We start from the raw sequence: 3,261 nt of genomic DNA, 5'->3' as shown, positions 1-3,261 counted from the left end.
TTGTTGGCCGCGATGTTGGTGTCGTAGAACTCGGCGACGCCGTCCCTACCCCGCACGCCGGTGCCCTCGGGATTGGTGACGGACTTGCCGATCGGATCTTCGACCACGACGTCATCGGCCATCAGGGCCAACCAGCCCTCCCGGTCGTGCGCCTGCACGCAACGCCAGGAGGACTGGGACGCGGCCAGTGCCGGTGACTTTTCCGCGGTTTCGGCCGACATGATGGTTACCGGTCCGCGTCGGTGAAGCGGATGACCCCGCGAATGTTCTTGCCGTCCAACATGTCCTTGTAGCCGTCGTTGATCTGCTCCAGCTTGTACTGACGGGTGATCATGTCATCGAGGTTGAGCTTGCCGGCCTTGTACATCGACAGCAGCTGGGGGATGTCGAATTGCGGGTTACCGCCGCCGAAGATGGTGCCCTTGATGGTCTTCTGCATCAGGGTCATCATCGCCAGGTTCAGGCTGACGTTGTTGTCCACCAGGCTGCCGATGGCAGTCAGCACACAGGTGCCGCCCTTGGCGGTCAAGATCATGTAGTTGTCCACATCGGCGCCGTGCAGCTCACCGACCGTGACCACGACTTTGTGCGCCATCAGGCCGTGGGTGACCTCCATGATTCCGCCCATCGCGGCGAAGATATCGGGGTAGACGTGCGTGGCGCCGAACTTCAGGGCCTGGTCGCGTTTCCACTCCACCGGGTCGATCACGAAGACGTTGCGGGCTCCGGCGGTGACGGCCCCCTGCAGCGCCGCCATGCCGACGCCGCCGACGCCGACGATCGCGACGTCTTCTCCGGGCCGGATGTCGGCGGTGCGAACCGACGAGCCGTAGCCGGTGGTGACGCCGCACCCGACCAGCGCGGCGACCTCGAAGGGCACCGACTCGTCGATCTTCACCACCGAGCTCTTGTGCACCACCATGTACGGCGAGAAGGTCCCCAGCAGCGTCATCGGGAAGACGTCCTTGCCGCGGGCGTGAATCCGGAACGTGCCGTCGGATACCGCCGCGCCGTTGAGCAGGCCGGCGCCCAGGTCGCACAGGTTGCGCAGGCCGGACTGGCAGGTCGGGCAGTGACCACACGAGGGAATGAACGACAGCACGACGTGGTCGCCGACCGCGATGTCCTCAACGCCGGGGCCCACTTCGGTGACGATGCCGGCGCCCTCGTGACCGCCGAGAACCGGGAAGCCACCCATCGGGATGCCGCCGGTGACCAGGTGGTGGTCGGAGTGGCACATGCCAGCCGCTTCCATCTGGATTTTGACTTCGTCCTTCTGGGGGTCGCCGATCTCGATTTCCTCGATCGACCACGGCTGGTTGAACTCCCAGATCAGCGCGCCTTTGGTCTTCATCGTGAACCTGCTTTCGTCGTTGAAATTCGGTTGAGAACGGCTTAGCTCCACGCAAGCAACCGCTTGGTTGAGTGTAGGTCAGTAGGGTGACCCCGGTCACCTGGGGAGCCGGATATGGCTCACCAGATGGGTACCGGCGCCTGACCAAGCGGGTAGTAGCCGGGCAACTTTTCGCCGGCCACGCTGCGCTGGATGCGGTTCTGCATGCCTGCGCTGAGATCGCCGGACTCGATCAGGTTCGCGAACATCGTCGCGACGTGCCCGAAGTCGAAGAAGTCGCGCTGCCACTCGATGAGCGCGTCGGCATTGAGACGGAACCAGCTGCCGCCGATGCCGTAGATCTGGTCCTGGGTGCCGTCGCTCTTGTTGACGATCTGCTTCCAGAATCCGACGATCTCGCCCTGCTTCTCGTCGATCAGGACCTTCTGGTACTCATACACCCAGTTCTCCAGGCCCTCCATCTCGAGGCCGAGTGCGACGTCGCGAATTTCGTCGACCCCGACGCACATCACGTCCTCCTTGGGCCCGATGTTCCAGCCGTAGGTGGCCTCGGGGGCGTAGAAGTCGCCCAAAGGCCGCCAGTCGCCGGCTTTTTCACAGTCCTTGTTGGCCTGCAGCCAACGCTCGACCCACGCTTCTAAGCGGGAGCGTTCGAAAGACGCCATCGTCTTGGTCTCCTTAATCTTCTGTGATCAGTAGAGCTTGGGTGGGGCACATTTCGACCGCCCGCTCGACTTCGTCGCGGGCCTCGTCCCCGGGTTCGGAGTCCAAGATCTCGACTTTTCCGCGTTTGGGCACCCGGAAGTAGTCGGGTGCTTCCAGCTCGCACATCGCATGGCCCTGACACAAATCGGCGTCGACGTGGATGCGAAATCCCATGAGCTGCCTTACGCCTGCCGCTTGCGGTAACGGACCTTGGCCGGTCTCGCGAGCTGTACGACCATCTTCGAGTGGTCATTGCGGTAGCTGTCGGCGGGCTGCGCCATCTCGAAGTCGTATTCGCGCAGCAGTACCGAGAAGATCGCCTTGATCTGCATCTGCGCAAAAGCCGCTCCCACGCAACGATGCCGGCCCGCGCCGAAGGGAATCCAGGTCCACCGGTTGACGACGTCGGCCTGCTCGGGCTTGTTGTAACGGTCCGGCTTGAACGCGTTCGGGTCGGGGAAGTCCCCGGGAATCCGGTTGGAGATCGCCGGCGACGCGGCCACATAGTCACCGGCGTGGATCGGGAAACCGGCGACCTCGAACTCCCCCTTGGCCACCCGCATCAGGATGATCAGCGGCGGGTGCAGGCGCAACGTCTCCTTGACGACGTTGTCCAGCTTCGGAATCTGGCGCAGCGCATGAAAACTCACCTCCTGACCGTCGGCGTACAGCTCCTCGAGCTCGGCGCGGACGTCGGCGTAGACGTCGTGGTGACGAATCAACTCGATGAGCGTCCATGCCGATGTGCCCGAGCTGGTGTGGTGCCCGGCGAACATCAGCGAGATGAACATCCCGGTGACCTCGTCGGCCGAGAATCGCGGATTGCCCTGCTCGTCCTTGATCGACACCAGCACGTCGAGCATGTCGCGATCAGCCTTGTCCCTGGGCGGATCGGCCAGTCGCTGGTTCATGATTTCCTGAACCAGCGCAACCAGTTTCACCCTCGCCTCGTCGCGGCGCCGGAAACTCTCGATCGGCAGGTACGGGTCGACGTAGCACAGCGGATCGGTGCCGCGCTCCAGTTCGTGGTAGTACTCGGCGAACCGGTGATCTAGCTGCTCGCGGAACTTCAGGCCGATCAGGCAGGCCGTCGAGGTGTAGATGGTCAACTCGGAGAAGAAGTCGAGCAGTTCGATCTCGCCTTCATCGCCCCAGTCGGCGATCATTTTCCTGACTTCGCCCTCGATGGTCGCGGCGTGGCC

General features: G+C 63.3%; 5 protein-coding genes. All 5 read right to left on the bottom strand.

Annotation, left to right across the window (positions count from 1 at the left end):
* Positions 1–221: nuclear transport factor 2 family protein (locus AC2VOG_RS07220; protein ID WP_486939232.1), on the bottom strand; the 221-nt coding region annotated here is incomplete at its 3' end.
* 5 nt (positions 222–226) lie between these two features.
* A complete protein-coding gene (locus AC2VOG_RS07215; RefSeq protein ID WP_486939231.1) occupies positions 227–1,354 on the bottom strand; it encodes an NDMA-dependent alcohol dehydrogenase in 1,128 nt (375 codons plus the stop codon).
* 119 nt (positions 1,355–1,473) lie between these two features.
* Entirely contained in the window at positions 1,474–2,019 is a 546-nt protein-coding gene (locus AC2VOG_RS07210; RefSeq protein WP_486939230.1) for a nuclear transport factor 2 family protein, read from the bottom strand.
* Between the two features lie 13 nt (positions 2,020–2,032).
* The gene (locus tag AC2VOG_RS07205; RefSeq protein WP_486939229.1) at positions 2,033–2,233 is read right to left on the bottom strand and encodes a ferredoxin; all 201 of its coding nucleotides are present in this window, start codon (positions 2,231–2,233) and stop codon (positions 2,033–2,035) included.
* 8 nt (positions 2,234–2,241) lie between these two features.
* A partial coding sequence (locus AC2VOG_RS07200; protein WP_486939228.1) for a cytochrome P450 occupies positions 2,242–3,261 on the bottom strand: 1,020 nt, incomplete at its 5' end.

Source organism: Mycobacterium sp. TH-M11, assembly GCF_057473725.1.
Note: the sequence above shows the minus strand (reverse complement) of the source record. Positions and strands in the feature narration are given on the sequence as shown.

Coding starts and splice junctions, on each gene's coding strand:
- AC2VOG_RS07215 (WP_486939231.1), bottom strand. CDS start 1,354: ATGAAGACCAAAGGCGCGCTGATCTGGGAGTTCAACCAGCCGTGGTCG.
- AC2VOG_RS07210 (WP_486939230.1), bottom strand. CDS start 2,019: ATGGCGTCTTTCGAACGCTCCCGCTTAGAAGCGTGGGTCGAGCGTTGG.
- AC2VOG_RS07205 (WP_486939229.1), bottom strand. CDS start 2,233: ATGGGATTTCGCATCCACGTCGACGCCGATTTGTGTCAGGGCCATGCG.